This is a genomic window from Micromonospora sp. DT201, from assembly GCF_049841575.1.
Classification (GTDB): Bacteria; Actinomycetota; Actinomycetes; order Mycobacteriales; family Micromonosporaceae; genus Micromonospora.
Map to the genome: position 1 here is coordinate 67,772 of NZ_JBNCKP010000019.1, position 24,685 is coordinate 92,456.

The 24,685-nt window shown below is 68.8% G+C and carries 23 protein-coding genes; 12 read left to right on the forward strand and 11 right to left on the reverse strand.

Translation table 11 applies throughout. From position 1 onward, the window contains the following. Window positions 1-909: 909 nt before the first annotated feature. The 3 genes from ACLQ28_RS26395 to ACLQ28_RS26405 are packed head-to-tail and all read right to left on the reverse strand — an operon-like array spanning window position 910 to window position 3,004. Window positions 910-1,623 carry a hypothetical protein gene (locus tag ACLQ28_RS26395; protein ID WP_425688956.1) on the reverse strand — a complete coding sequence of 238 codons (714 nt, stop codon included), beginning with the start codon at window positions 1,621-1,623 and terminating at the stop codon, window positions 910-912. A gap of 22 nt (window positions 1,624-1,645) precedes the next feature. Next, complete coding sequence (locus ACLQ28_RS26400; RefSeq protein WP_425688957.1) at window positions 1,646-2,323, reverse strand: hypothetical protein; 678 nt, start codon at window positions 2,321-2,323, stop codon at window positions 1,646-1,648. Window positions 2,324-2,359: 36 nt separating this feature from the next. After that, complete coding sequence (locus ACLQ28_RS26405) at window positions 2,360-3,004, reverse strand: NAD(P)-dependent oxidoreductase (protein ID WP_425688958.1); 645 nt, start codon at window positions 3,002-3,004, stop codon at window positions 2,360-2,362. 66 nt (window positions 3,005-3,070) lie between these two features. Here ACLQ28_RS26405 and ACLQ28_RS26410 point away from each other — a divergent pair, with 66 nt between their 5' ends. Next, on the forward strand, window positions 3,071-3,598 hold the full coding sequence (locus ACLQ28_RS26410) for a MarR family winged helix-turn-helix transcriptional regulator (protein ID WP_425688959.1): 528 nt from the start codon (window positions 3,071-3,073) through the stop codon (window positions 3,596-3,598). Window positions 3,599-3,612: 14 nt separating this feature from the next. Here ACLQ28_RS26410 and ACLQ28_RS26415 read toward each other — a convergent pair whose 3' ends face one another. From ACLQ28_RS26415 to ACLQ28_RS26430, 4 genes are all read right to left on the reverse strand, one after another. Beyond that, window positions 3,613-3,783: a cation transporter gene (locus tag ACLQ28_RS26415; protein ID WP_425688960.1), complete on the reverse strand. Its 171-nt coding sequence runs from the start codon at window positions 3,781-3,783 to the stop codon at window positions 3,613-3,615. Between the two features lie 40 nt (window positions 3,784-3,823). Beyond that, window positions 3,824-4,897 (reverse strand): MFS transporter, encoded by a 1,074-nt coding sequence (locus tag ACLQ28_RS26420; RefSeq protein ID WP_425688961.1) that lies wholly within the window; start codon window positions 4,895-4,897, stop codon window positions 3,824-3,826. 303 nt (window positions 4,898-5,200) lie between these two features. Further along, window positions 5,201-6,340 carry a substrate-binding domain-containing protein gene (locus ACLQ28_RS26425; protein ID WP_425688962.1) on the reverse strand — a complete coding sequence of 380 codons (1,140 nt, stop codon included), beginning with the start codon at window positions 6,338-6,340 and terminating at the stop codon, window positions 5,201-5,203. After that, window positions 6,337-6,753 (reverse strand): hypothetical protein, encoded by a 417-nt coding sequence (locus ACLQ28_RS26430; RefSeq protein WP_425688963.1) that lies wholly within the window; start codon window positions 6,751-6,753, stop codon window positions 6,337-6,339. Before ACLQ28_RS26430 ends, ACLQ28_RS26425 begins: the two co-directional genes overlap by 4 nt. Window positions 6,754-6,995: 242 nt before the next feature. Here ACLQ28_RS26430 and ACLQ28_RS26435 point away from each other — a divergent pair, with 242 nt between their 5' ends. From ACLQ28_RS26435 to iolB, 7 genes are all read left to right on the forward strand, one after another. Beyond that, window positions 6,996-8,999: a DUF2264 domain-containing protein gene (locus tag ACLQ28_RS26435; RefSeq protein WP_425688964.1), complete on the forward strand. Its 2,004-nt coding sequence runs from the start codon at window positions 6,996-6,998 to the stop codon at window positions 8,997-8,999. A 41-nt stretch (window positions 9,000-9,040) separates the two neighbouring features. After that, a complete protein-coding gene (locus ACLQ28_RS26440; protein WP_425688965.1) occupies window positions 9,041-10,345 on the forward strand; it encodes an ABC transporter substrate-binding protein in 1,305 nt (434 codons plus the stop codon). A 116-nt stretch (window positions 10,346-10,461) separates the two neighbouring features. Continuing rightward, on the forward strand, window positions 10,462-11,325 hold the full coding sequence (locus tag ACLQ28_RS26445; RefSeq protein ID WP_425688966.1) for a carbohydrate ABC transporter permease: 864 nt from the start codon (window positions 10,462-10,464) through the stop codon (window positions 11,323-11,325). After that, window positions 11,325-12,221, forward strand: a complete 897-nt coding sequence (locus ACLQ28_RS26450; RefSeq protein WP_425688967.1) for a carbohydrate ABC transporter permease — start codon at window positions 11,325-11,327, stop codon at window positions 12,219-12,221. The genes ACLQ28_RS26445 and ACLQ28_RS26450 overlap by 1 nt, the downstream gene beginning before the upstream one ends. Before the next feature lie 5 nt (window positions 12,222-12,226). Then, complete coding sequence (locus ACLQ28_RS26455; RefSeq protein WP_425688968.1) at window positions 12,227-12,904, forward strand: hypothetical protein; 678 nt, start codon at window positions 12,227-12,229, stop codon at window positions 12,902-12,904. Window positions 12,905-12,987: 83 nt separating this feature from the next. Further along, a complete protein-coding gene (locus ACLQ28_RS26460; protein WP_425688969.1) occupies window positions 12,988-14,172 on the forward strand; it encodes a glycoside hydrolase family 88 protein in 1,185 nt (394 codons plus the stop codon). Between the two features lie 44 nt (window positions 14,173-14,216). Next, window positions 14,217-15,041 carry a 5-deoxy-glucuronate isomerase gene (gene iolB, locus ACLQ28_RS26465; RefSeq protein ID WP_425688970.1) on the forward strand — a complete coding sequence of 275 codons (825 nt, stop codon included), beginning with the start codon at window positions 14,217-14,219 and terminating at the stop codon, window positions 15,039-15,041. A 1,137-nt stretch (window positions 15,042-16,178) separates the two neighbouring features. Here iolB and ACLQ28_RS26470 read toward each other — a convergent pair. The 4 genes from ACLQ28_RS26470 to ACLQ28_RS26485 all read right to left on the reverse strand — a co-directional run bounded on the left by ACLQ28_RS26470 (window position 16,179) and on the right by ACLQ28_RS26485 (window position 19,592). Beyond that, the gene (locus ACLQ28_RS26470; RefSeq protein WP_425688971.1) at window positions 16,179-16,430 is read right to left on the reverse strand and encodes a transcriptional regulator; all 252 of its coding nucleotides are present in this window, start codon (window positions 16,428-16,430) and stop codon (window positions 16,179-16,181) included. 241 nt (window positions 16,431-16,671) lie between these two features. Next, window positions 16,672-16,956, reverse strand: coding sequence for a hypothetical protein (locus ACLQ28_RS26475; protein WP_425688972.1), 285 nt, complete (start codon window positions 16,954-16,956; stop codon window positions 16,672-16,674). Window positions 16,957-17,255: 299 nt separating this feature from the next. Continuing rightward, window positions 17,256-19,082, reverse strand: coding sequence for a glycoside hydrolase family 15 protein (locus ACLQ28_RS26480; RefSeq protein WP_425688973.1), 1,827 nt, complete (start codon window positions 19,080-19,082; stop codon window positions 17,256-17,258). 33 nt (window positions 19,083-19,115) lie between these two features. Next, the gene (locus ACLQ28_RS26485; protein WP_425688974.1) at window positions 19,116-19,592 is read right to left on the reverse strand and encodes a hypothetical protein; all 477 of its coding nucleotides are present in this window, start codon (window positions 19,590-19,592) and stop codon (window positions 19,116-19,118) included. 398 nt (window positions 19,593-19,990) lie between these two features. On the opposite strand from ACLQ28_RS26485, the gene ACLQ28_RS26490 reads away from it, so the two are divergent. From ACLQ28_RS26490 to ACLQ28_RS26505, 4 genes are all read left to right on the forward strand, one after another. Beyond that, window positions 19,991-20,782 (forward strand): SCO2525 family SAM-dependent methyltransferase, encoded by a 792-nt coding sequence (locus ACLQ28_RS26490; RefSeq protein ID WP_425688975.1) that lies wholly within the window; start codon window positions 19,991-19,993, stop codon window positions 20,780-20,782. Window positions 20,783-20,945: 163 nt separating this feature from the next. Beyond that, window positions 20,946-22,787 (forward strand): SCO2524 family protein, encoded by a 1,842-nt coding sequence (locus ACLQ28_RS26495; RefSeq protein WP_425688976.1) that lies wholly within the window; start codon window positions 20,946-20,948, stop codon window positions 22,785-22,787. Continuing rightward, window positions 22,788-23,717 (forward strand): SCO2523 family variant P-loop protein, encoded by a 930-nt coding sequence (locus ACLQ28_RS26500; protein ID WP_425688977.1) that lies wholly within the window; start codon window positions 22,788-22,790, stop codon window positions 23,715-23,717. After that, entirely contained in the window at window positions 23,702-24,679 is a 978-nt protein-coding gene (locus ACLQ28_RS26505; protein ID WP_425688978.1) for an SCO2522 family protein, read from the forward strand. The genes ACLQ28_RS26500 and ACLQ28_RS26505 overlap by 16 nt, the downstream gene beginning before the upstream one ends. Window positions 24,680-24,685 lie beyond the last annotated feature (6 nt).

The following is a 24,685-nucleotide window of genomic DNA, read 5'->3' on the forward strand; positions in this document are numbered from 1 at the left end:
CACTGGCCTGTGGGTTTCGTCCACGGAAGTCGTGTACGACTTGCCCGTGATGGGCTTGTTGCGTAGATGAGAGACGGCCACCGCGCGATCCTTCGAGACGGCGAAGTCCGAGTGAAGGAGTGTGATGCGCGGTGGCCGCATCTGACGGTGTGAACCCTGTTGACCTGCTGTGCGAGCAGATCGCGGGCGCTTCGCTGGATCTGCTGCGGGCGATGATCAGAACGTTCGCGCAGGCACCCGGGGCCGGGAGGCCATCTACAACATCCCGGGTCGGTGCTGAACCTCAACCTCGACGCCAGTGATCCGGTCGCCGCCGGGTTCGGCCCGAACGCGTCGGCGTTCGCCGCCAACGGCCCGGCGTTCGAGGTCGACGAGGGCGCCGAGGGCGTCACAGTGGCGGCAACCTGGCCGAAGATCAAGCTGCTGTACCGTGATGGTGTCGGTGGTGGCCTTCCGCAAGGCTGGGTCTGCGCGCCGGCACGCCACAGCGGCGGGAGGTCCAGCGTGAGCGGCATGCGGAACAGGAACGCCGGACGCGGGAACGGTTGGAACGGGCCGCCAGAGGAAAGTCGTGGCCGTACGAGCCGCCCGAGCGACGCCCATCCTGGGGCTGGATCGTGGTGGCGGTCCCGCAGGAGGGGCCGCCCCGCTCCAGCTGGCAGCTCGTTGAGGGGGCGGGTGAGGGCGAGCGGACGGCTTCCCTCCTTCGGCACCACGACGAAGAAGACGACACGTAATGACTGGCGAGAAGAGCTTGGCTGTTGCCTGGGGCCATGGGGTCGACGAGGAGCAGATATGAGCCGTCAGAGCGAAAATCGGCGCGGCGGGAGCACGGCCCGAAGGGGTGTAACCCCGGTGCTCAGACGATGCCTCGTCTGATCAGCGGAAGCTATGTTCCGCCTGGTGTTGCTATGTGCTGGCGGGCGCGACCGATGTGTCGGGTCCGCTGGTCGGCGCGGACAGCTTGGGTGCACGGCCGATCAGGAGGACGCTGAATGCCACGATCCATACCAGCCAGAGGAGCCAACCGGCGAGGCCGAGTAGGGCGAGTGGGTTGACGCTGCCGACGCCGTACGGGCTGGTCGTCGCGGTGACGAAGAGCAGCGTGGCGGCGAGGAGGCCGGTGCCGGCGTGCCATCGGGCTATGGCGCCGGTGTGGATGCCGAACATGGACAACCCGAGGAGTGCGGTCGCCAGGAAGACCTGGTTGAAGCCGAACAGGGCGGTGTGAAGGCCCCACAGGCCCGCGATGCTGCCACTGTCGTGCTGGGCTGCGGAGATCAGTGCGAGGCGGGTGGCCTCGACGCTGGTGAATACCACCGACTGCATGAGCACTCCGGCGAGACCGACAAGGGACCACGGGTCCGTCCAGGTCCGCTCGTCGCGTCGGAGGCAGACGCACACCCCGACGGCGAAGACCGTGGCCAGCAACCAGGCCATCGGCAGCAGGGCCGAGGCGAGGCGCAGTGACCCGGATCCGGCAGCGAAGACCGTGGTGATCTCGTCGAGGGACGCGGCTTCGGACGGGGTGGGAAAGCCCGCCATGGTCAGCAGCAGGTTCGCCACGATGAGGATGACGACAAAACCCATGCCGGCGATGCCGGCAAGGCGAGAGAAGCTCACGGCTGTCTCCTTCGATCGAGCATTACGCCGACGCGTGGACGAGCCGGTGGACGGCGGGCAGGGCGCGCATTCCATGGGCGTCGAGTGTGGCACGTACGAAGCGGTGGAAGCTCGGCCGCGTGAGTTGTCCGGCCAGGAACCGGATTGGTCCGGCGGGCAGACGCGCGTAGTTGACGAGCGCGAATGACGAGGGTCCGATGGGCCGCAGGGCGGTGGAGTTGTCGACTCCGGTCTTGGTGGTGTACCAGCCGGTGACGGAGCGCCAGACGGCTTCAGCGTCGGTGTCTGGCGCGGCGGTGAAGTGGTTGAACAGGAAGGCGCCGTCGGGTCGGGCCTCGGTCTCGCCGATCCGGGCCACGTTGACGCCGGCGAGAATGTGCTCGCCGGCGAGGGCCGAGACCTCGGCACACGTACGCACCGCTTGCAGGTGGTCCACGCGCCTTGTGCGGATCAGCATGGCGAGGTCGTACCGCGGTGCGCCGGGCAGCGGCGGGATGAACACCGCCCGGAAGATACGGACGGACACGACGTCCTCGCGGCGCACGAGGGCGGGGATGGCCTGCACGAGTTGCGCCGCCGCCCGTTGCCGGCGCGGGGTGCGGGTGTAGACGGGTGACCGTTGTGCGGGCTCGGCCTGGAAGCCCAGATAGAGGAATCCGTACGGTTCCGGTTCGGCGAACTGGGGCAGCGGATAGGTCATTGTGCCTCCTTCGGGATCGTCGGTGAGGGTGGTCGGTCAGTACGCGATGCCGATCGCCCGGTGGATCGTCGCGGGGTCGCCTATGGCGGCGAGCATGGCGTGGGCCACGTCGGCCCGCGAGATCGTGTAACCGCGGACGACGTTGCCGTCGATGGCGGTGCGGTACCGGCCGGTCATCGTTTTGTCCACGAGCTTCGGCGGCCGTACCACCGTCCATTGCGCCTGGCTGTTCGCCATCGCGTGCTCCATGGCACGCAGGTCCGCGTACAGATCTTTGAGTAGGGCGCTGATGACCGGCAGAACGATGCGGCGGTTGAGGAAACTGTCCCCGTCGGGTGTCGGGCCGACAGGGGCGGCGCTGACCGTGACGAGTCGACGGACACCTTCGGCGTGCATCGCTCCCAGGATCGCGCGCGTGGCGGTGGAGGCGACCGGCCCGTCGTGGCGTCCGCGTGGGCCCACACCGGACAGGACCGCGTCGCTGCCGCGCACCACGGGGCCCAACGTGTCGGCGTCGTCGAGCGTCGACACCGTCGTGACCTCCAGTGCCGGATGGCGCACGTCGAGGCGGACCGGGTCGCGGACGACCGCGGTCACGGTTAGCCCGCGGTCGAGTGCCTGGCGCACGACGTGGCTGCCGATGCCGCCGGTCGCACCGAAGACGGTCACCTTCATCAGCATCTCCTAAGTATGGATTATCTGTGACTGTTACCGTAGCCGACAATAACTAGGACGTACAATGTCGGGGTGTTCGACGACTCCACACCAGGCACGGACCGGCCGTTGGCCGGTCGGGCCAACTTCCTGTTGTCACAGCTCGGGTTCCACGTCGCGCAGACGTTCGCCGCGCGGCTGGCGCCGCTGGGCATCGCGCCGAACCACTTCGGGCTGCTCATGCACTTGGAACGAAGTGAAGGCAACACCCAGCAACAGCTCGCCGACGCGCTGGGCATCCACCGCAAGGTCATGGTCGGCTTGCTCGACGACCTCGAACAGCGCGATCTGGTCGAACGTCGGCGGCATCCCAGCGACCGTCGTGCCCACGCCATCCACCTGACCGAAGCCTCGCGCAAGCTGCTGCCTCGCGCTCGCCGGGTCGCCGACCAGCACGAGGGTGAGATCCTCGCCCCGCTCGATGCCAGCGAACGCGCCCGGCTTATCACTGTCCTGCAACGGCTCGCCGAGCACACGGGGAGCCCGGCCGGCGTCCACCCGGGTCTGCACCAGTCAGCCGCCCGATTTCGCCATCCGGACGACTCGTCGGGTGCTCCATAGAGCCTGTTTCTGATCTACATAGCGGCGGTTGTGGTGTCGGCGAACGAATGCGCGGCTTCCGCCAGTACGGCCGCCGAACCCGAGAGTAGACCCGCAATCACCTTGGCCATAGCGACAGCGATGTTGACGAGACCAGCCACGATCACCGTGCGGACGCTCCGCGACTGCCCGCCCGATTCGGTCATGAAGCCAGGCTAGGGGCCGGGTCGCCCTCGGCCCATTCCGCTATCCGCGCAGGCGGGTCGCGATTCGGGCGGCCTCATCGGCGTCCAGGGGGTAGGGGCCGCCGTCCAAGATTGGGCCGGTGATAACGGCGGGGCCAGTGACCGGCGGCGAGCCATGCTCGCTGGCGAGCAGGCTCGCTGCGGGGTTGGGCTGCCCTGGTTGGGTCCGCCCAGAGCTGTCCTCGGCGTGCCACAAGGTCAGGTTGGTGCCGAGCCTGTTGGATCGGATGTTCTCCGAGCCGAGCAGTCGGGCCACCTCCCGCACGAGATCTATCCCGAAGAAGGGTGTCGTCACCTGCTGGACGCCCCCGTCGGTCACCAGCAGCAGCTCGGCCGTCTTGCCACGTTCATGTGCTATCCGGCGATCGCTTGGCCCGCCTGTCGACGCGGTCACGGTCTGAGTGGACGTGGCCTGAGGCTGAGCCGGCCGGGACGCGCGCTGTATCAGCACGACGATCCCGCTCACCGCGGTGGCCAGCAACGCCACCACCCCAAAGGGCACGGCCAGCATGAACGGCCACCGCCAACCGACCGCCCGCCCCACAAGCACCCCCGCCACAGGCCCGAGGCCCAGCGCCAGCACCACGACGCCGGCGACGAGGGGCGTTACCCACACGCGTCGTGCCCCCATCTGCGCCACCAGCATGGCCGTGACGCCCCACGCCAAACCAGCCCCGGACCCCGTCACCGCACGGCCGAGTAGCAGCAAAGCGTCCCCCGAGGCCAGCGCGGTCAGCAGTGACCCGGGAACCAGCAGCGCGATCGCGGACAACGCGACGGCATTCGGCCACCGCCGACCGACGAGAGCGCCGACCGTAACCGCCAGTATCGCCGGCAGCAGGTAAGCGACGAAGATCCAGAGGACTGCCGAGGCCGGCAGGCCCATGTCCCGCTGGATCCCAGCCCATTGCGGCCCGACGGTGACGGCGAGCAGGAAGGCACCTAGCGACGCACAGAGTGTCGGCCCGATCAGCAGCCAGACTGGGCGGAGAACGTGCGACTGATCACCGAGCACGACGGAGCGTGAACCGGACGGGGAGACCTGGTTGGCGGTGCTGGGGGAGGGCGCGTTCACGCCGGCGAATATACCGGCCCCGAGGCTCTGTGCAGGGTCCGAGCAAGGGCACTGTCTCGCATTCGGTGCAGGTGCGGAAGGTTACCGTCACCAACGCCGGCGACAAGGCGTTGCGTATCTCCTCGATCGACGTTTAGGGCCAGAGCCTGGAAGCGCGAGACGCGTTGCGCGCCGACCGTGACCGTGACCGTGACCAGTGCTCTACGGTGACATCTCACGTGATGTGCCGCGCCCGGCCGCCGGCGGCGCAGGGCACGGCCATCGTGCCAGGTCCGCCGCCGGCGGCCGAGGGCGGAGGAGCACCTACGCGGGTGGCGGCGCGGTCGATTCCCGGATCCGCAGTGACGGGCTGATGACGATCCGGTGGGTGGGGCGGTCGGGGTCGACGAGCCGGTCGGCGACGAGACGCACGGCGGCCCGTCCGATCGAGCGTCGCGGCGGTCGGACCGCGGTCAGCGGCGGGCTGAAGAGCCCGGCGACCTCGTCGTCGTACGCCACGATGGAGAGGTCGCCGGGAACGGAGAGGTGCCGCTCCTCGCAGTGCTGCACCAGCGCGATGGCCTCGGCGTCGGCGTGCACCAGCAGCGCCGTGGTCCCGGTCGCCTGGCACCGGTCGAGGACGTCGTTGAGTACGGTGTCCCGTTCCGGTGACCGCGCGTCGGGCACCACGGCCACCACCGTCGCGTCCGAGTCGAGGCCGCACTCGGTTGTGGCGTCGAGCCAGCCGCGTCGTACGTGCTGGCTGGTGGGGCTGTTGGCGTCGAGCACCAGGCCGACCTTGCGGTGTCCGAGCGAGGTGAGGTGGCGTACCGCCATGGCCGCACCGAGTGCGTGGTCGGTGACCACCGACTCCATGACCGCGTGGTGGCTGCCTACCGTGGCGGTGCGTTCCAGCAGGACGACGGGGAGGCCGACCTGGTCGAGCCACTCGATGGTGCGCTCGGCGCTCGGTGCGTCCATGCTCGGCGCGATGATGAGCGCGTCGACGCCCATCCGCTCCACGAGGCGGGCCAGTTGCGGCTGGTCGTCATCGGTGTCGTAGGAGGAGCCGCGCAGAACCACGCGCATGTCGAGCTCGCGGGCTGCTCCCTCGACGCCGCGAGCCACGTCCGGCCAGTAGTAGTCCAATGAGGGCACGAGCATGCCGAGGGCGCGTCCGACCAGCGGGTCCAGGCCGGCGGCAGGTGCCTCGTCTGCTGCCGGGGCGTCGTCCGGCTGGATCAGGGCGACCCCACCGTGGACGCGGCGAACCAACCCCTCGGCGGCCAGCTCCGCGATGTCGCGTCGGATGGTGACCGGTGCGGCGCCGAGCACGTGGGACAGGTCAGAGATGCGCATCGAGCCGTCCCGTTGCAGGGCTGCCAACAGTTGCTGGCGGCGGGCGACCTGAAGCGGCCCTCGGGAGCCCTCCGCCGTGGCGACGACAGGACTGTCCTTGGTCATGGGGGACCTCCGGGGAACGCGTCGTGTGGCGAGAGCTCTTGCAGGGCGCGGACGGGCTCGCCGGCCGGGTCGAACGCGGTGACGTCGATCGCGAGCCGGATCGGCTGATCTCCCCATCCGTCGAAGAGCATAGGAGTCGTGCTCCGCCGGGTCGTTGCGGCGCACGGCGCCGAACCCGGCTGCCGGTGGAGGCCGAGACGGCTGACGCCGTCGAGCGCGGTGGCCTCGGCGCGGCCGTCGCCGAGCCGTGCCTGGCCGGCGACGAGTAGGTGGATGTGGGGCGGCGAGGTCGCCTGGTCCGGGTCGAGGTCCCAGGCGTCGTCCGGCGACGCGAGCCCCCGTGCCGGCAGTGCCGTGCGGTGACCGCGCCACGCCGCAGCCAGCGGGTCTGCGAGGCGGTCTGCGACGGTCATGACTCCTCGGACGGTAGAGCGGCTATGAACGATTGTGATCGTATCAGAGCACTTGGCGCGTCATGCCAGCTTCATGCGCCTTCTTGATCGGTTGTGTCCACATCGGTTTGAGAACGGGCATTGACTTGCTCTGTTGTGAGCGTTTTACTTCGGAAACCCGGCGGATGTCTGTCCGTCACATTCATGGGCACCGCCCCGCTCGCCACATTCCACGGAGACGGCTCGATGCGACAGGACCTCGGATGATGTTCGGGACGGCCGGCCGGCTGGCAGCGGGGACGAACCCGGATGCCCCCGCCGCCGCGACCTGGCATCGGGATGACTGGTTGGCCCTCGCCGACCGGATGCTCGCCGCCGCTCGGCCGTTCGCGTCGCCCGGGCACGCCCTCGTCACGTTTCCCGGGCCGGTGGGCGGTTACGGGCGGGCCGTCGACGGCCTGGAGGGGTTCGCTCGCACCTTCCTGCTGGCCGGCTTCCGCATCGCGGGTGCCCAGGGAGTGGGCGTGGACGAACTCGTCGACAGGTACGCGGCCGGCATCGCCGCCGGCACCGACCCGAGCTCTCCGGACCGCTGGGTGCGCCTGGACGAGCACCCCCAGGCGAAGGTGGAGGCCGCCTCCATCGCGCTGGTCCTGGACCTGACCCGCCCGTGGATCTGGGACCGGTTGCCGTCGGCGGTACGGGAGCGGGTGGTGGACTATCTCCGCCCGGCGGTCGGCGACGACACGTACCCACGGATCAACTGGGTCTGGTTCCGGCTGGTCGTCCAGACGTTCCTGCGGTCGGTGGGCGGGCCGCACTCGCTCGACGAGATGGCCGAGGACCTGCGCACGCACGACGGCTTCGTCCGCGGGGACGGCTGGATGTCCGACGGGCCGGACCGCGCCTACGACCACTATGTGGGTTGGGCCCTGCACCTCTACCCGACGCTGTGGGCCCGGATGGCCGGTGCCGCGGACCTGGCCGAGCAGCGCCGCGAACGGGACCTGGCCGGCCTCGACCGCTTCCTGAGTGACGCGGTCGCGCTCGTGGGTGCCGACGGATCTCCGTTGATCCAGGGGCGAAGCCTGACCTACCGCTTCGCCGCGGCGGCACCGTTCTGGGTCGGCGCCATCGCTGGCGTGCCCTCGGTCAGCCTCGGCCGGTTGCGCGGCGCGGCCACCCGCATCGTGCGCCACTTCGTCGCCAACGGCGCCCCGGACGAACGCGGCCTGCTCACCCTCGGCTGGCACGGGCCGTGGCCGCGACTGGCGCAGTCGTACTCCGGGCCGGGCTCGCCGTACTGGGCCAGCAAGGGCCTGCTCGGCATCGCGCTACCCGCGGACCATCCGGTGTGGACGACCTCCGAGGAGCCGCTGCCGGTCGAGGAGCGGGACACGCTGCGGGCGATACACGCGCCCGGCTGGCTGGTCTCCGGCACCCGTGCCGACGGCATCGTCCGCGTCGTCAACCACGGCACCGACCACGCCGTCGAGGGTGCCACCGTCTCAGATTCCCCGCTCTACGCCCGACTGGGCTACTCCACCGCCACCACCCCCGTCCTCGACGACAGCGGCTGGGCCAGCCCGCTCGACCAGTCCGTCACTCTCGTCGACGACGCGGGTCGGGTCACCCACCGCGCCGGCATGAGCCTGCTGACCGTGCACATCGACACCGACGGCGTCGGTGTGGCCGGATCACGTGCCCTCGCCCACTGGGTCGACCCGGATCCGGGTCAGCGCGATCACGGCGGCGGCCTCGTGGGCCGGTCCCGACCGGCCGGGCACCTCACGGTGTACTCGCTGGTCCGCGGCCCCTGGGAGCTGCGTCTGACCCGCGTCGACGGCCTCGCCGACGGTGTCGAGGCGGCTGCGCTGCGGCTACGGATCGGCGGCTGGGCCGTTCCCGGGGACGCGACGGCGACCTTCAGCGACCGGGTGGCGGCCGTGACCGGGGCCGGCCTGACCAGCAGGCTCGAAAGCGTGCACGGCGGCGGAACGGCAGGTGCCACCGCCGTACCGCACGGCGGGCCGCTGGCCGGCGGACTGGTCGTGCCCTGGCTGGACCACCCCGTCCGGCCGGGCGCCTGGGCTGCTGCCCTCATCGAGCTGTCCACGGTGTCGTCGGCGACGGCCGGGCAGGCATGCCAGGTCGTGGCCGACGAGGACGCCGACGGCCTTCACCTGGCGGTCGACTGGCCCGACGGGATCAGCACGTCAACCCGTCTGGACATGGAGCATGCCGGGCCCACCCATGCGGCCTGGTAGCAGTGCGGGCCCGTCCGGGCCCCTGACCTAAGGAGAAAGGGATGAAGCGTGCGATACCGGCCGTCATCAGCGCTGCGACGGCCCTGACGCTTGTTCTTGCCGGCTGCGGGGGCGGAGACGAGCCAGTCGACCCCAACGCCCCTGTGACGATCACCCTGGCCGGCTGGACCCTGTCGTCCACGCCCGAGTTCAAGACGCTCGCCGACGGCTTCAAGGCGACCCACCCGAACGTCACGGTGGAGCTCAAGGAGTACGCCCCCGGCAACGACTACGACACCCAGATGATCACGGACCTGGCCGCCGGCACCGCCCCGGACGTCTACGTCATGAAGAACCTCAAGAACTTCTACACGTACCAGAGCGGTGGTCAGCTGCTCGACGTCTCCGATGCCGCATCCGGTCTCGGCTCGGTCCCGGGGCTCGCGTCGTACCAGGTGGACGGCAAGGCGTACGCGGTGCCGTACCGGCAGGACTCGTGGGTGTTGTTCTACAACAAGGACCTGTTCGCGAAGGCGAAGGTGACGCCGCCGGACGGCAGTTGGACCTGGGACGAGTACACCGACGCGGCGAAGCGACTGCACACCGGGCTGAAGGGGGCCGGCTCGAACGCGACGGGCGCGTACCAGCACACCTTCCAGTCGACGGTGCAGGGATTCGCGCTCGCGCAGACCCCCAACGCGGACCTGCTCTCCGGGGACTTCGGCTTCCTGAAGCCGTACTACGAGCGGTCACTGGACCTGCAGGCTTCCGGCGCGCAGCCGACCTTCGGCACGGCGAAGACCAACAAGCTCACCTACCAGGCGCAGTTCGGCAAGCAGCAGTCGGCGATGCTGCTGATGGGCACCTGGTACGTGGCCACGCTGCTCAACCAGCAAAAGAGCGGTGACGCCGACAAGTTCCAGTGGGGCATGGCGCCGGCGCCGCAGTTCGACAAGTCCACCACCGGCACCTCCGCCACGCCTGTCACCTTCGGTGATCCGACCGGCTTGGGGATCAACCCGAAGATCAGCAAGTCCAAGACCGCCGCGGCCAAGGACTTCCTCAAGTACGCGGCGGGCCCGGATGCCGGCAAGGCGCTGACCGGGATCGGCATCACCCCGGCCCAGATCACCGACGCGGTCACCGCGACGCTGTTCGGGCTGGACGGCGTGCCGCAGGACGAGCTGTCGAAGTTCGCCTACTCCAAGCACACCATCAAGCCGGAGAACCCGGTGTCGAAGCACACCGCCGGCCTGCAGAACCTCCTCAACGAGACGCACTCGGCGATCCTCTCCGACAGCAAGGGCGTCGACGCGGAGCTGAGCAAGGCGCAGGACCGCGCCAAGAACGAAGTCCTCAACCAGTGAGCTGATGGCGGGACCGGCGCGCCTGCGCGGCACGCCGGTCCCGCCCCCAGGCCGAACGCTTCCGGAGACTCCCTATGGCAACATTGCCGCGCACGAGACCCAGGAACCGGCGGCTGGTGTCGCGCAACACGGTCGCCGGCTGGTCGTTCATCCTTCCCAACTTCATCGGCTTCGCCGCGCTCACCCTGCTACCCGTCGTCGTGCTGTTCTACGTGGCCTTCACCAACTGGAACGTCTTCGGGGTGGCCGAGTGGACCGGCACGGCCAACTTCCGGCGGATGTGGGGCGACGCGAGCTTCTGGACCGCTTTGCGCAACACCGTCTACTACGCCGTCTTCCACATCCCGCTGACCCTCGCGGCAGCACTCGGGCTGGCGCTGCTGCTCAACCGCAAACTGCGCGGCGTACGGTTCTTCCGGACCATCGCCTTCTTCCCCTACATCACCTCGATCGTGGCGATCGCGGTCGTCTGGAACCAGCTGTTCAGCCCGGAGTACGGCCCGATCAACGCTCTTCTCGGTGCCGTCGGGGTGGACAACCCACCGGGCTGGACCGCGTCGGCGACCTGGTCGATGCCGGCGGTCATCATCGTCGGCACCTGGCGGTACATGGGTTACTACATGCTGCTGTTCCTGGCCGGCCTGCAGACCATCCCGGCCCAGCTCTACGAGGCGGCCGAGACCGACGGCGCCTCACCGTGGCAGCGGTTCGTGCACGTGACCCTCCCCGGGTTACGAACCACGACCTTCTTCGTCACGGTGCTGCTCACCATCGAAAGCTTCAAGGTCTTCGACCTCATCCTCGTGATGACCGGCGGCGGACCGGGCCAGTCGACACTTGTGCTCTCGCAGTACATCTACCAGAAGGGCTTCGAGGAGAACCAGTTCGGCTACGCCTCGGCGGTCTCCGTCGTCCTGTTCGCCATCTGTTTCGGCATCACGGTCATCCAGTTCTGGGTCAACAAGCGGAGGAACAGCTGATGACCGCGACCGACCTCTCCACGCCCGTCCCGGCCATCGCCGCGCCCGGCAACCACGCAACGTCCGCCCGACGTGTCAGGTCTCGGGGCTGGCGGCTCGTCGGGTACGTCGCTCTCGTGCTCGCGGCGGCCGGGCTGCTGCTGCCGTTCTTCTGGATGGTGGTGACGTCGTTGAAGACCAACAACGACGTCTTCACCATCCCGATCACCTGGCTTCCTGATCCCGTGGTGTGGCGAAACTACGTCGACATCTGGCAGCGCTCGGACATGACGACGTGGCTGTGGAACACGCTGCTGCTGTCGGTGATCGTCACCTTCCTGCAGGTGTTCACCGGCAGCTTCGCGGCCTACGGCTTCGCCCGCGTCCGCTTCCCCGGCCGCAACGCGCTCTTCCTGGCGTACGTCGGGACGATCGCGGTGCCCTGGCAGTCGTACATGATTCCGCAGTTCATCCTCATGTCGAAGCTGCACCTGTCGAACACGCTGTGGTCGATCGTCGCGATACAGGCGTTCGGCGCGGTCGGCGTGTTCCTGATGAAGCAGTTCTACGAGACGATCCCCGAGGAACTCAGCGAAGCGGCACGGGTCGACGGGCTCAGCGAGTACGGCATCTACCGACGGATCATCCTGCCGTTGTCCCGGCCGGCGCTTGCCAGTCTGGCCCTGCTGATGTTCACGACCACCTGGAACGACTACCTCGGCCCGCTCGTCTACCTGCGCAGTCCAGAGCTGCGCACCATCCAGTTGGGGCTGAACACCTTCATCTCCCAGTACAACGCCGAGTACGCGCTGATCATGACGGGCTCAGTGCTGTCCGTGCTGCCCGTCGCTGTCATCTTCCTGCTCGGCCAGCGCTACTTCATCGAGGGCGTCGCCTCGACCGGACTGAAGGGTTGAGGCCCATGCGTTCGCGCCACCACACCCTCACCGCCGTCTTCGACGGGTTCTACGTCGCGCTCGTCACCAACCTGCTGCTGGTGCTCGGTTGCCTGCCACTGGTGACGCTCGCGTTCACCACCGACGCGGCGCGGTCCTGGCCTCTGTACGCGCTGACCGCCCCGCTCTGCGCGCCCGGGCTCTGTGCGGCCTTCGCGGTCATGTCCGCCTACTCGGACGGCGACACCGGCGGCGTGCTGCGCACCTACGGCCGCGCCTGGCGAGCCACTGCCAGGCCGGCGATGCTCTGGACGGCGGCAGCCATGGCCGCCCTGCTCGTGCTCGCCGTCGACGCCCGCGCCGCGTGGGGCCACCGGGTCGGGGCACTCGCCCTGCCGATCCTGGCGACCCTGATCATCCTCACCGTCGCGACCGCGCTGCTCGGGTTGGTGACCCTCGCCGACCGGCCCACCGCGCGGCTGCGTGAGGTGGCCCGCACCTGCGTGTATCTGGCGGTACGTCGGTGGTACCTCACCGCCGTGTCTCTGCTCGTGCTCGTGCTGCTCGCCCAGCTTCTGGCGGCCCGCCCCGCGATCGCGCTCGGCCTCGCCGCCGCGCCGCTGCTCTACGTCGTCTGGGCCAACAGCCGCTTCACCCTGCGCGCCGCCCTCGACCCACCGACGCCCGCACCCCAGCGCACCTGACCACCACGTTCCGGCCATTGAGCCGGGACACCGATGACACACCTGCCCGGCACGGACCGGACCCACGAGGGAGAACAGCAACCATGACGGCGACCGACGTCCGTCCCAGCTCCGACGCAGAGGCCACGGCGGCCGCGGTGGCCGCCGCGATACGCACCGTCGACGCGAACATCGCCACCTTCGGCGACCGGTACCCCGCGGACACCACCGCCGCCAACCGCTACCCGCTCCGGCCACCGAGCGCCGGCCAACCCGAGGGCGCCAACGTCGGCTGGACCACCAGCTTCTGGCCCGGCCAGCTCTGGCTGGCACACGACCTGACCGGTGACGACCGCCACCTGCGGGCCGCACTGTCCCACGTGGACAACTTCGCGGATCGGGTGAACCGCGGCATCGACCTGGACACCCACGACCTCGGGTTCCTCTACACCCTCTCCTGCGTCACCCCGGCCCGCCGTACCGGTGACCCGCAGGCCCGAGGCGCGGCTCTCGCCGCCGCCGACCACCTGATGACGCGCGTGCTCGAACCCGCCGGCATCATCCAGGCCTGGGGCGACCTCAACGATCCGCGCCAACGCGGCCGCACCATCATCGACAGCCTCATGAACACGCCGCTGCTCTTCTGGGCCAGCCACACCACCGGCGACGACCGCTACGCCGCCGCGGCCCGCCGGCACACCGCGCAACTGCGCCAGCACATCCTGCGCCCCGACGGCACCACCTTCCACACGTTCTACTGGGACACGGACAGCGGTGTGCCACTGCGAGGCGAAACCGAACAGGGCCACGCCGACAACTCCTGCTGGGCCCGCGGGCAGGCCTGGGGCATCTACGGGTTCAGTCTCAACCACCGGCACATCGGGGATCCCGCGCTGCTCACCGCCGCGAAGATCTGCGCCGACCGTTTCCTCGCCCACCTGCCCGACGACCGCGTCGCGTACTGGGACCTGGAGTTCGGCGACGGCAGCGGCCAGGAACGGGACAGCTCGGCCGCCGCCATCGCCGTCTGCGGCCTGCTCGAACTCGCCGACAGCCTCACCGACCTGGCCAACGCCGGCCGGTACCGGACAGCCGCCGCCGAGATCCTGCGCTCACTCATCGATAACTACTCCACCGGCGGCCATCCGGTCTCGAACGCGCTGATCCTGCACGGCGTCTACGACAAGCCCAAGGACGTCGGCGTCGACGAGGGAACCCTGTGGGGCGACTACTTCTACCTGGAAGCCCTCACCCGCGCCACGATCCCCGGCTGGACCAGCCCCTGGTAATAACCGCGACCGACCCGCACCGCCCCGCATCCCGAAAGGTGACCATGAACTACCGCTACCACTGCACCATTCCCGCCGCCGACGGCCGGAACACGCTGCCCGTCAATCCCTGCCGGCTGCTGGACTTCACCCTGCTGCGGCTGCCGGCCGGCGAGTCCTGGACCGGCGAGTCCGGTGACCGGGAGATCCTGGCCGTCATCCTCGGGGGCACCGCCAACTTCACCGTCGCCGGTCACCACTTCCCGCAGGTCGGCAGTCGTCCGGACGTGTTCTCCGGCAAACCGCACTCCGTCTACCTCCCGGCCGGCTCCTCGATCACCATCGAGGCCACCACCGACGTGGAGATCGCCCTCCCCAGCGCCCCCAGCGAACTGGCCACCGACCCCTACGTCATCGCACCGGAGCAGGTCGCGACCGGCCGCTGGGGAGCAGCCAACTTCGGCCGCACCTACCACCAGATCCTCACCGAGGTCGCCCAACCGGACCTGCCCGCCCGCCGGCTCATCGTGGGCGAAACCTACACGCCCTCGGGCAACTGGAGCACCTACCCGCCACACCGGCACAAGGTCGACGACCTGCCCGCCGAGGCCGCACACGAGGAGATGTACTACTACCGCGTCAACCCGGCGAACGGGTTCGGCATCAGCCGGGTCTACACCGACGACGGGTACGAGGAGAACGTCACCATCCGCGATCACGTGATGCAGATGATGCCCGAGGGCTACCACACCGTGGTCAGCGCGCCCGGCTACACCACCTACTTCCTGTGGTTCCTGGCCGGCACACAACGCACCCAAGGCGCCCGCGAAGACGCCGATCTCGCCTGGGTGGGCCAGACCGTGCCAACCCTGCGCAACCTGGGCCTGTAGCGACGGTCCTGGACACTTCTTCGCCTCGACGGCCGCGTCGCGATGGTCACCAGCGACATCCGTGGGATAGACCAGACCATCGCGACCAGGCCGGCGCTGATATCGCCCGGTGCCGCGGACCGATTCGGCACGCACGGCGACCACACCGACGCTCCGGGCATCGACCGCCCGCGTCGTGAGGGCGTGCCTCAGGAGAGCAAGCCGGAGAGCTTGTTGACGGTGTTCCAGTTGCGTCCGGTGACGGTCACCTTCAGCAGACGTGAGCGTCGGCAGGTCGCTAGTAGGCGTCCGGGTCTGGTCGCGCGCGTCGCCAGGCGTCTTCAAATGCCTCCGCGCTGATCTCCATCGGGGCGTACTGCGGATCGCGCAGGTCAATGGGTGGGTTGAATGGCCAATCCTCGGTTTGGAGGGCGTCACCGTCGGGACGCTGTTCGACCTGGCGGAGGCGGCGACCGTCTGGCCCCACCTCGGTGAGATAGGCCGTGCCGTCGTATCTCCTCTGGCGACCGTGCCCAAACCCACCACCACAACCCGCCCATGCCGTAGTCGTGGCAAACCAGGTACCGGCTCTTCGCGTTATCGCCCTGCTGAAGCACGGCGACAGTATGTCCGGACCGCCGGCGGGGGCGAACGTACGTCCTGATAACCCATCAAGCGGAGCCAAGGTGTAACCCGTCATCCGAAGTACGACAGCCAGCTGCCGGCGATGTCGGGTCTCAGGACCTCCGCCGCCGTAGCCTCCGCGGGCTTCGACGACGACGCCGGATTCTGCAGCCAGTGCGACGCCCCGTACTGCTACCACCATTGGAACGCCTCTAACACTGGTTACGGGGGTTGCCCTCGAGGTCGAGGCAAGAGCCCTGATCCGCACTTGTGGCCCGACGATCCTCAAAGGCCTGCGGGGTGGTTGCGTTCAGTGCGCCCAGCCAGCGGCGTGAAGACTGTTGTGGAACCAGCCCTCTGCACTGAGCGTCCGGATGGTTTTGGTGATCGTGCGCGGAGTGGTGACAGACGTCGTGGAAGATCCGTCCACTACGCTCTCCTCTCGCACAACGGTGACGTTGAATTTCGCCTATCTCTCCAGGCTATGCCGTCAGGTCGACCGCTGACGTGCCGACGGGTCCGACATCTGTTGACTCAGGTGCGTCGCATGATCGCGTGCAGTGTCCTGCTGCTCCCAACCTCCGTCACATTGACGAGCTCCCACCCCGTGTGGCTGAGGTAGTCGGCGGCGGCGAGCGCCTGGCTGATGCTGCCCCCGCCAGGGGCATAGGCGGCCACGGCAAGGTGCCGGTGGGGGTAGGCGCGTAGATCGACCAGTTGCTGCAGAACCGCCGCCGCGGTGATGGCATGGGAGCGAGCGACGGATTCAATGGTTTCCCGGGGCATGCCTCGACGATAAAGGTAACCAGCACCGACGATCGCCTGGCGCAGCTGACGGTGTGGTCAGCAGCGTGGAAGCGTTCGAACAACGGCGGAAGGCCGCGCAGCGCGGCCACGTCGACTGCAAAACCCATGAGCCAAGCCCCCGTGTACGCCGACCGATGGCCCCGCCACCGACATCGGCTCACACATCGTGCTGCAGCCGCCACCTTCTGTGGGGCGGCGTGTTGGAGGCACGTGGCCTTGCTCAGGCAGTGTGCTCGGCGACCAGATGCCCGTCGACATAGGCCCTGATCTGCTGCGGCCGGAAGCCCGCGAAGAGAAGCTTGCGCTCCTTCTCGATGAGCACCGAGTGACGTTCCTCCTGGCCGACCACAAACTCGTACCGCTTGACTAGCTCGACCGACAGGACCCGCAGCTCCTGGCGGACGGGCTGGCCGTCTACCAGGATCGACAGGCCTCCCCAGAACTTGCTGAACGAGAAGGTCACCTCGTGCCGCTCCCGGACACCGACGTCAAAGTTGAACTTCACTAACCGAATTCTGCCGTACGGGTACAGGTGGTGGTAGCCGGTCCACGTTGCCCGCTCGCGTGGAGATGCCCAGCTCGGTGGCGGCATCGGACGCTGCAGACAGTGCGGCGCCGCCTCGGCGAAGCGATCTTCGCAGAGGCGGCGCTGGAGGGCACTCGGACGAGGATCGGCGTGAGGGGCTGACACTCCGCACACTGCGCAGGCCGGCCCCATCAGCGATCGGGACGGTCGACGGCAGCGGCGCTCTCCGGCGCCGCGGCCGTCGGCTGCGCAGCGGTTCGACCAGGGCTGGCCCGGGATCAGGCTCCGGGATCACCGGTGGGGACGTCTCGAATGGCGAGTGCGGCCTGGATGAGCGCGGCGTGGGTCAGGGTCTGGGGGTAGTTGCCGAGGTGAGCGCCGGTCTCAGGGTCCAGCTCTTCGGCGTAGAGGCCGAGTGGGCTGGCGTAGTCGAGCATGGTCTGGAACAGCTCGATCGCCTCGCGGCGGCGTCCGGTACGGGCGAGGGCTTGAACGAGCCAGAATGAGCAGGGCAGGAACGCGCCCTCGCTGCCGGGGAGGCCGTCACGTCCCGGCGGGTAGCGGTAGAGGAGCGGGCCGCCGGTGGAGAGCCGTTCGCGAATGGCGTCGATGGTGCCCCGTACACGGGGCGAATCGATGCTGTCCATCTCGAGCAGCGGCAGGACGAGCAGGGCCGCGTCGAGGTCCGGGGAGCCGTAGGTGCGAACGTAGCTGGCCACCGTTGGGTCGAAGCCGCGCGTCCGGACCTCGGCGGCGATGGCAGCTCGGGATTCCTGCCAGCGTCGACGTTGGCGGTCCGGCAGGGGGTGGGTGTCGGCGATGGCCAGGGCGCGGTCCAGGGCGAGCCAACCCATGAGCTTGGAATGGACGTGTTGGCTGGGTTCGCGGACCTCCCAGATGCCGGCGTCGGGCTCCTGCCAACACGTGACGACCACGTCGGCGAAACCGCGCACCGCCCGCCACGTCTCGCTGTGGAGGCGGTGTCCGGCCTGCGTGAACGCCCAGGCGGCGTCGATCAGCCAGCCGTAGCCGTCGAGTTGGTGTTGCCCGGCGGCGCCGTTGCCGATCCGTACCGGGACGCTGCCGAGATAGCCGGGCCAACCGGGCAGTTCCCGTTCTGCCGGTACGTCGCGGCCATGAAGGGTGAGCATTGCTGGCAGGCGTGGCCGCTGTAGCCGGCTCGCGTGCAGCAGCCACGCGAGGAAACCACGGGCCTCGTCGGGTTTGCCGACGCTGAGGAACGCACTCACACCGATGCTGGCGTCACGGGGCCAGACATAGCGGTAGTCCCAGTTCCGTCCCCCGCCGGGGTCTTCGGGCAGTGACGTGGTGGGTGCGGCCACTGGCGCTCGCGAGGGCGAGTAGGTCAGCAGCCGGATGGTCAGCAGGCTTCGTATGACCTCTTCCCGGAAGGGTAGTGACCCGTCGACCTCTGCGGTCCAGGCGCGCCAGCGCTCCTCGTCCTCGTCGAGCAGTTCCCAGGCCCATGCGGGCTCGACGTGGATCAGCGGTTCGCGGTAGGCCACGGCCAGCACGAGGGTGACCGGTCTGCCCGGTCGAACCCTGATCAGGGTGGGCCGACCTGGTTCGATGGTGAGCTTGGGTGAGCTGCCCAGCGAGACCGCGAGCGACCCCCACTGACAAACCAGGTCCGAGCCCCGGTGTTGGACCCGGGGCCGGCGGTGCCGTACGCCGAGGCGGGGATCGAACTCGACGACGGCCTCGACCGGCGTGTCCTCGACGGACAGCCGTCGCACGATCAGTGTCGTGGGCAGCAGGCGGCCGCTGACCTCGGCCACCATGGCCTCGGTGAGGGTGAGCAGGCTGCTGCCCACCGCCCATGTGGTCTCCAGGGTGGCGGTGTGCTGCCGGTAGCGTCGTTCGGCGACCGTGGCCGGTCGGGCGGGGCCGACCCGGAACGTTCCCGCCTCGGGGCCCCCGATCAGCCGGCCGAAGAGGGGCTCGCCGTCGAAGCGGGGCACGCAGAGCCAGTCGATCCCGCCGTCACCGGCGACGAGGGCCGCGGTGCGGGTGTCACCCAGCAGCCCGTAGTCGCTGATCGGCGCTGGGCGAGGGGGAGTCGTCGTGTCGGACCCACCGGCCATCGAGCTCGCTCCTGACGAGACCTGGCGTGCAGGTCAGTCGGTGTGAAGGAGCAGCCCCAGGACCACCCCGTAGATGACGTGGACGACACCCGCGACGACTGGGGTCTGGACGCCGTAGTTGACGGCGAAGAGGCCGGGTGGCTCCAGGACGGCCGTGCTGGCCGGGCCCGCCCGCTGGGACGCCATGCGCGGGTGGACACCCGGAAGCAGCGGCAGGAGCACCGTCAGCGCGATCCCGACGTGAACGGTCCCGAGCAGTGCTCCGATCCACCAGGTGGCGCGGTCCAGTAGGGCGAACGTGGCCGCGTAGCCGAGCGCGAAGCCCTGACCGGCGCAGAGGTGGATGAAGAACCCGATGACCCGGGCCCGGTCGGGATCCTCGGTGACGAGGGTTCCGAGTACCAGGGGAAAGTCGAGGCGAGTGAGGCCGGCCAGTTGAGCAGTGATCAGCACCGCGGTGAGCGCCGCAGTGGCGACCAATCCGAACAGCGCCCATCCTGCCCAGTCCATCTCAGCAGGGGCGGAGGACGCGGGCGTCGGCAGTCAGTGTTCCCTCGGTCATCGGTCCGTTCTTCGGCTGGAAACGTGAATGCCGGCGGCCCTTCTCGGGACGCCCGGGCCAGGTCGGATGACGTCGGCTGTCGCGACGCCGCACACCGCACGCGTCGCGCATCGGATGACAGAGGCCGTGTCTGCTTTTCACCTTAAGTCATAGTGCTGGGAGATGTGGCCTGCTCGCCGAGATGTCGGGTTGTCGGCAGTCGGCCACCGTCCTGTCGTCGTCATTCCGGGTGGATGGTGAAGTTCCTGCACTTGTGAGCCAACACCACCTCCGATACATAATGGGCAGTGCACTGAGCGCCGCTTCAGCGCCGAATGTGATCCGCCGACCCGATGGAGGCACGTCTATGGCGTTGACCCCGGCGACTGGTGGCGGTTGCGGCGAGTCGACGCCACACTCGCCGATTCAGTCGCCGAGTCCGGTCAATTCCGACGTCGAGTGGGACAGCTTCGACCCGCAGGCATATGTCCGGCACAACTACGCGGATCTGCGGTCCGACGATCGGGAGATCCTCTGCCGCACCCGAGACTTCTTCGCGGAGGCGAAGCTCTCCGACGCGCGGTGCGTCGACGTGGGGTCGGGAGCGAATCTGTACCCGGCGCTGTCGCTTCTGCCGTTCGCGAAGGCCGTCGACCTGTGTGAATGGTCGACGGCGAACGTGAACTGGCTGCGCACGCAGGTCGACAGGTACGATGAGCTCTGGGACCCGTACTGGCAGGTGTGCGCGGAGCACCCGGCGTACGCGGCACTGGCGGACCCGCGCCGGCGCCTGGCTCAGGTGGGCCGGGTGGTGCGGGCCAGCGTTTTCACCCTGCCGAGGCACGCCTGGAACGCCGGCACGATGTTCTTCGTGGCCTGCTCCATCTCGGCCGACCGGGCCGAGGCCGAGCGCGCGATCGGTCGGTTTCTGGACGCGCTGCGGCCCGGGTCGCCCTTCGCCGTGACGGTCATGCTCGGGTCCGTCGGCTACAGCGTCGGTCGGCGGATGTTCCCGGCGGTGGCACTGCAGCGCGCCGACGTGGTGGCCAGCATCGCGGCGGGCGCCGACGACCTGGACGTCCACGAGGTGCGGCCCAAGCCGCCGCTGCGGGACGGGTATTTGAGCATGCTGCTGGCCACCGGCCGTACCCGCGGATAGCGCCGATGCGTGCCTGTGGGATGCGCCGACACACGGCCATCGAAGCCTTTCAAGTGGCACTCGACTGGCCCGCTACCATGATGCTGTACGTCATCGTGGACCATCGTGGGCACGGCAATACCAGAGGTTTCGAGTCGACGACTACAACAGACGGCGGTGGATCATGCGGATGCAGCCGCGCCAGGCGATTCTCGACATCTGGCGGGCTACGGTTCGCAGTTGCTGGGCGAACGGTGAATGGCACTGGGGTAGCCGAAGTGGTAGCAACTCGATCAGCGACGCTGAGCAACTGCTGACCCTGTTGCTCCCCGCGGCCAAGGTCCCCGTGTTGTCACTGGACGACCCGGACCGCGCCGACCAAAAGGTGATCGAGGCGCTCAGCCCGCTCGGCGGCGCGATCGAGATTCCCCGCCGGCTGGTCAGCGTGATGATCGACTATTTCCGGCGGTACACCGACGACGCCGGCACTCCGGTCTTCGGCGGGGGCAGTTACCTCACCCCACTGGAAGGCGGCCCGGAGCTCACCGACGAGCAGCGTTCCCTGGACATCGTCGACTCGTTCGCGGTGTCGATCACGCTCACGCTGGCGACGATCGGTTTCGCCAAGGTCTACCGGAGCTCCACCCAGCGGCGCGACACCTTGGCGCAACTGGATGAACTGGAGGCGATGGCGAGCGCGCGCCTCACGGCGGCGATGGTCGGCCTGCTCCGCAGCTTCAGCACCTTCGTCTTCACCTCCACCGACGAGTACGGCATTCGTCTGTGCGACATGGTCAACCAGGACGAGCTGCCGCGCCGCGAGCTGGTGGCGGCGCTGCGCGAGCAGTTGCGGGACACGATGGCGAGCCTGCGTAGCGTGGTCATCGGGTCGGGTCGGGTGACCGAGGACCTGGACAACAGCGAGATGCTGTTCGAGTGCGGCTGGTCGTGGGGGATCATCTCCGGGGCCGAGGAGGTTCCGACCACCGAGCCGATCGGCCCGCAGCGTGAGGGCTCTGCGGAGAACGCTCCTTACCTCTACTTCACGGTGATCGCGATGGACGCGATCGAGGACCTGAACTCCGAACGCACCCGGCTGCTCGGGTTGCTCAACGAGGAGCAGCAGCGGCTGTCCCGGGCGCTGCAACTGCGCTGGGAGCTCACCCGGACGTACTGGGCGACGGTGGCGACCTTCGGCAACCGGCGGCGGTGGCCCATCGAGGACATCCCCTGGCGGACGACCGACGGTGACCGGACCGACTACTACACCCTCCAGGCCACGTCGCTGGCGGTGAAGGGCCTGATCGCCGTCGGGCGCGGCGGTGACGAGGAGCTCGGGCGGATCGCCTCGGTGCTGGTGGAGCTGGCGCAGCGGGCGCGGATCACCCGGCGGGCGTCGCCCGGTGAGCCAGCGCTGTTCGTGCACGCGCCAGGCAAGCGGGTGACCCTGAACGACGACACGTCAAAGCCGATCATGACGTGGAACGTGAACGAGTTCTCCACGGTGCTGCTGCAGCGGGCGTCCACCGTCGCCGGTCTGCTGAGCAACGCCCGACGGCGCAGTGAACTGCTCGAGTTGGCCGACGAGGTGTGGGACCACCTGCTGCTGCGGCGCATCCCGGACGGCCGGCACCAGGGGCTGTGGGACCACGCCGGTGGTGCTTTTCCCGGCCTGGCGCCGAAGCCGGACGCACCCTCCTGGTATCTGACCGAGCGGGTGGTGCAGGCTCTGGTCACCTCCGGTCAGCTGCTGTGGGAGCGGCCGTTCCCACGAGCCGGCCGGCTGGCCGGCTACGCGCAGGATCTCATCGACGAGGCCGAATACCTGTTCGACCGGGAGTTGATGCGCGGCACCTTCGACGGTGACGCGATGCAGCGCAGCATGCGCAGCATCCGAGCCAGTCTGGGCCAGGCACAGCTGCTGGTTGACGAGCGTCCCGGCACGGCGGCCGCTCTGGTGAACACTCTCCTGCTGCTGCTCAACGACGTCGCCACCGGGCAGCAGAAGGCCAGCGAGGGGATCTGAATGCTGGTCTTCGTCACGTCGCACAAGGGCGGCACCGGACGGTCGGTGACCGCGGCGAACATCGCCTACCGCAGCGCGTTGTCCGGTCGCCCCACCTGCTACCTGGATTACGACTTCGGCTCGCCGACCGCCGGCATCACGTTCCAGATTCCGCAGGCCGTCAATGGCGTGGAGGGCGCCGGGCCCAACGGTGGCGGCCTGCACCGATATTTGCGCGGGGAGATCCCGTCTCCGGAGCAGTTGGACGTGTGGGGCACCTCCGAACGTGCCAGCCTGCGTCAGAGGCCCATCGGGTCCGGTCCGCTGGTGCTCTTGCCGGGGCAACGCAACGGTAGCGAGTTCGGTTTCACCAACGACATCGCCAAGCGCTGCGCCGAGCTCTTCCTCCGGCTGGAGGAGGAGTTCGACCTGACCCTGGTGGACCTCAGCGCCGGCCGGTCGTACGCCAGTCAGATCGCGCTGGCCGCCACCGCGACCTCGACCCTGCGCAAGGTCTCCGTGCGCTGGCTGGTCTTCCACCGGTGGACTCCCCAGCACGTCACCGCAGCGGCGGACCTGGCCTTCGAGGCGGGTGGGATCGTGGCCATGGGCAAGGAGTACGGCCACGAGCCGGACAGGCTACGGGAGTCGCTGCGCTTCATCCGTACGGCGGTGATCGACTCACGTGGCCCGGAGGTCGGTCACCTCGGCCTCGCCCAGCAGGCCTTCCTGCGTAAGTGCGACGCGGAGCTGTCGGAGCTGGCCCGACGACGAGGTGTCGGGCGTACGACGCTGCTCGGCGTGGTGCCGCTGGATCCTCTGCTGCAGTGGCGGGAGCAGCTGATCTCCGATCACGACGTGCAATCCAAGATTGCCAACGTCAAGACGGTGGACGCCTTCGTTGACCTGACCGAGAAGCTTTTCGACGAGACGGCATGGGACACCGCGTGATCGGCATGGATGTCAGGTTCCAGGAGGCAGCTGCGGTGCGTCGTACAGAGAGCGTGGCGTACTCGCATCTGTCCGTGGAACTGGGGCACTTCTACGCGGAGGACTTCGGCGACGGGTGTGAGGAGCTGAGGCGCAAGTTCGAGCGGATCGCGGACTGGTCGGCCGCGATCCCGGCTCTGGCCCGACGAGGGCTGCCTGCACACCGGGAGCCGCGGATCAGCACCTGCTTCATGTTGGACGACTACTTCCACCGCTTCGGTACCCCCCGCGAGGTGATCCCGCAGGTGCAGAGCGCCGCAGCGGAGCACGGCCTGATCTTGGACTACGTGGCCCGGGAGTCCAGCTTCGCCCGACACGACGGTGCCGAACTGGCCCGGTTGGTGGTCGACACACTGGTGGTGGAACCACCTCGGCACACCACCGGGAGTCGTCCACCGTTGAGCGAGTCGGGTTGGCTGTCCAACGGTAAGCGGTCCCCCGGGCACGTCGACGCGCCGGCGATGACCCTGCCACGTCCGTGGTCTCCGCCGTTGCAGTCCGGCGATCCCCGGCACTCCATCTTCGTCGACATCGAGCTCTGGTCCGACGAGCCGGACGCCCGCGTGTGGGCCTGCGCCCTGCTCGCCTCGGTCTGGCAGATGACCCGACTCGGCGTGCTACGGCATCGGGGCGAGACGATGACGCAGCCGTGCCGGCTCACCGGCGAGCTGCCGACGGACTGGGACGAACTGCCGGCGATCGTCCAGCTGAACCCGGCGGCCGCGCCGTTCTGCGCGTATCGCACGCTGACCCTGATGGGCACCCAGTACCTGCCGGTGGAGCTGGCTGTACGGACCATCCTCGGCCAGGTGGCGGTGCCGCCGGCGGTCGCGCAGCAGGTCGCCAAACGGGCCGGTGGCGAGGGCCTGCACCTGCCCAGCGAGCTGGTCGACCGGCTGAGCTACGTGTTCATCAGCGACTGAGCGTGC

Coding starts and splice junctions, on each gene's coding strand:
- ACLQ28_RS26455 (WP_425688968.1), top strand. CDS start 12,227: ATGCGTTCGCGCCACCACACCCTCACCGCCGTCTTCGACGGGTTCTAC.
- ACLQ28_RS26425 (WP_425688962.1), bottom strand. CDS start 6,340: ATGACCAAGGACAGTCCTGTCGTCGCCACGGCGGAGGGCTCCCGAGGG.
- ACLQ28_RS26400 (WP_425688957.1), bottom strand. CDS start 2,323: ATGACCTATCCGCTGCCCCAGTTCGCCGAACCGGAACCGTACGGATTC.
- ACLQ28_RS26470 (WP_425688971.1), bottom strand. CDS start 16,430: ATGCCCCGGGAAACCATTGAATCCGTCGCTCGCTCCCATGCCATCACC.
- ACLQ28_RS26430 (WP_425688963.1), bottom strand. CDS start 6,753: ATGACCGTCGCAGACCGCCTCGCAGACCCGCTGGCTGCGGCGTGGCGC.
- ACLQ28_RS26415 (WP_425688960.1), bottom strand. CDS start 3,783: ATGACCGAATCGGGCGGGCAGTCGCGGAGCGTCCGCACGGTGATCGTG.
- ACLQ28_RS26405 (WP_425688958.1), bottom strand. CDS start 3,004: ATGCTGATGAAGGTGACCGTCTTCGGTGCGACCGGCGGCATCGGCAGC.
- ACLQ28_RS26495 (WP_425688976.1), top strand. CDS start 20,946: ATGCGGATGCAGCCGCGCCAGGCGATTCTCGACATCTGGCGGGCTACG.
- iolB (WP_425688970.1), top strand. CDS start 14,217: ATGAACTACCGCTACCACTGCACCATTCCCGCCGCCGACGGCCGGAAC.
- ACLQ28_RS26505 (WP_425688978.1), top strand. CDS start 23,702: ATGGGACACCGCGTGATCGGCATGGATGTCAGGTTCCAGGAGGCAGCT.
- ACLQ28_RS26435 (WP_425688964.1), top strand. CDS start 6,996: ATGATGTTCGGGACGGCCGGCCGGCTGGCAGCGGGGACGAACCCGGAT.
- ACLQ28_RS26485 (WP_425688974.1), bottom strand. CDS start 19,592: ATGGACTGGGCAGGATGGGCGCTGTTCGGATTGGTCGCCACTGCGGCG.
- ACLQ28_RS26500 (WP_425688977.1), top strand. CDS start 22,788: ATGCTGGTCTTCGTCACGTCGCACAAGGGCGGCACCGGACGGTCGGTG.
- ACLQ28_RS26480 (WP_425688973.1), bottom strand. CDS start 19,082: ATGGCCGGTGGGTCCGACACGACGACTCCCCCTCGCCCAGCGCCGATC.
- ACLQ28_RS26450 (WP_425688967.1), top strand. CDS start 11,325: ATGACCGCGACCGACCTCTCCACGCCCGTCCCGGCCATCGCCGCGCCC.
- ACLQ28_RS26440 (WP_425688965.1), top strand. CDS start 9,041: ATGAAGCGTGCGATACCGGCCGTCATCAGCGCTGCGACGGCCCTGACG.
- ACLQ28_RS26490 (WP_425688975.1), top strand. CDS start 19,991: ATGGCGTTGACCCCGGCGACTGGTGGCGGTTGCGGCGAGTCGACGCCA.
- ACLQ28_RS26460 (WP_425688969.1), top strand. CDS start 12,988: ATGACGGCGACCGACGTCCGTCCCAGCTCCGACGCAGAGGCCACGGCG.